Origin of the sequence: Massilia sp. CT11-108 (assembly GCF_047302915.1) — a bacterium.
GTDB lineage: Bacteria > Pseudomonadota > Gammaproteobacteria > Burkholderiales > Burkholderiaceae_D > Telluria > Telluria orientalis.
The window spans coordinates 1-2,078 of sequence record NZ_JBKYMO010000729.1; the positions used below are offsets into that span (position 1 = coordinate 1).

Sequence of the window (2,078 nt, forward strand, 5' to 3'; positions counted from 1 at the left end):
GCCCACGGCAGCCGGTCGCCGCCGCGAACGTGGCCGGCGCTGCCGGCCGACAGCGGGCTGTCGGGATAATGGATGCCCATCTGCGACAGCACCCGGAACATGAACGCCCGCACCGGTTCGATGCCGTACGCGGCCGACGCGAACAGGGGTGCGATGTGCGTGCGCACGAAGTCCGCGAACCCGCCCTCGGCGACGACGAACGAGAACGCGCGGTCCGTCGTCTCGACCAGCCGCTGGGCGAACGCCTTGCGCTCGGCCTCGTAGGTATCGATGAGCGTTTCCGGCGCCCGGCCCCGCAGCACGTGGGCCAGCTTCCACGCGACGTTGATCGCGTCGCCGATCCCCGTGTTCATGCCCTGGCCGCCGGCCGGGCTGTGGACGTGGGCCGCGTCGCCCAGCAGCAGCGCCCGTCCGGACCGGTAATGCCCCGTCACCCGGTGGTGCACGCGGTAGGTCGAGAACCAGTTCACCTGGCGGATGGTCAAGCCCAGGCTCGCGATGGCGCGCTGGCGCACGTCGTCGAACGCCAGCGTGTGGCCCTCGCGCACCTCGGCGTCGCGTACGGCGCCGATCAGGCGCGCATTGCCCTGCTGGTCATACGAGAACAGCGCGGCGAAATCGCCCTCCTCCAGCGACAGGTGGATCTCCCCGTTCGCCGCCGGGCCGCTCACTTCCACGTCGGCGACGTAGAACGTATGCTGGTACGTGCCGCCCTCGAAACCGGTCCCCAGCTGATGGCGCACGATGGAGTGCGCGCCATCGCACCCGGCCAGCCAGGCGGCGCGGCACACCGATTCGCCCGCCGGGCCGCGCAGCCGCGCCGTCACGCCCGCCGCATCCTGCTCGAAGCCCAGCAGTTCGGTATTGCGCTCGACCGTCACGCCCGCCTCCTCCAGGCGCCGCACGAGCACCCGCTCGTGGCGGTCCTGCGGATAGATCAGCACGAACGGATACGGGGTCAGTTCGCGGCCGGCGTCGCGGAAGGACAGGCGCGCGCGCCGTTCGCCCTTTGCCCACAGGTTGATGGCGGGATTGCGCAGGCCACCCGCGACGATCTCGTCCACCAGGTCGAGCTGGCGGTACAGTTCCAGCGTGCGCGCCTGCACGGCCATCGCGCGCGAGCTCGTGCCCGGCCCCGCGCTGCGGTCCACGATCCGTACGTCGACGCCCTGGCGCACGAGCCACAGGGCCAGCACGAGGCCGGTCGGTCCGGCCCCCGCGATCAGTACTTCGGTCTCGTCCATGTCGCCTCCTCGCAGAACAGAATGACAGGAAATCCGCCGCATACGGCGCACGCTAACGATACAGTATGTGACGCGCGTCCCGCTACAATGCTCCGGTCGGGCTTGTTAGAGGAAAGGATGGCGCCGTTAACATCGTCTGCAACTCGGGCGCGACAGCGACGACAGCGCCGAGCTGGCCCTCGTCCTGCACGCGCCCGTGCCGCCCGGCCTGCCTGCGAAGACGCCGGCGGCCATCGTGGCGTGCATCGCGGACTGGATGGCAACCCGTGACGTCGATGCGGTCGTGTGGACGGCGCTGCCGGCCAAGTTTGCCGGCGTCAGCGAACGGGCGCCCAGCCCGCACGAGGCGGTCGCGCTGCTGGCCGGGCTGCAGGGGGAGGAGCGGGCCAGGGCCGAGGAATACGTGCGCCGGATTCCGGGGGATATCCGGACGTTGTATCGCGGGGTGATCGAGGAACGGCTGGGCTGGACGCCACGCCAATAAGCCGTCATTCCCGCGCAGGCGGGAATCCATGCCGAGTGTCCCCGTTCGGATCAGTATGGGTCCCCGCTTGCGCGAGGACGACGACGGCTGATCACCCGCCCGTCTTCAGTTTTTCCATCAGCTTGCGCGCCTCGTCCGCCTGCGCAAACCGCATGTCGCCCGCCAGCAACCCGTCGAGTTCCTTGCGCGCCGCGGCCTTGTCGCCGCTGGCGGCCAGCGCCGCGGCCAGGTGGTAGCGGATGTCGCGCTGAACAATCTTGCGCTGTGCTACCAGGCGCTGGGCGACGCGCGCGCGCAGGCGACGGCCGAGGCGGCGCTGAACGCTGCGCCGAAGCGCGCGGACGTGATGG

At 70.5% G+C, this 2,078-nt stretch carries 3 protein-coding genes; 1 reads left to right on the plus strand and 2 read right to left on the minus strand.

Features of this window, described 5'->3' with window-relative positions; all coding sequences use genetic code 11:
* Positions 1–1,244 (minus strand): FAD-dependent monooxygenase (locus ACEN88_RS30005; RefSeq protein ID WP_413345582.1); only part of this gene is annotated, 1,244 nt, incomplete at its 3' end.
* 196 nt (positions 1,245–1,440) lie between these two features.
* On the opposite strand from ACEN88_RS30005, the gene ACEN88_RS30010 reads away from it, so the two are divergent.
* The gene (locus ACEN88_RS30010; protein WP_413345584.1) at positions 1,441–1,728 is read left to right on the plus strand and encodes a hypothetical protein; all 288 of its coding nucleotides are present in this window, start codon (positions 1,441–1,443) and stop codon (positions 1,726–1,728) included.
* A gap of 91 nt (positions 1,729–1,819) precedes the next feature.
* Here the strand turns inward: ACEN88_RS30010 and ACEN88_RS30015 are convergent.
* A partial coding sequence (locus ACEN88_RS30015) for a hypothetical protein (protein ID WP_413345586.1) occupies positions 1,820–2,078 on the minus strand: 259 nt, incomplete at its 5' end.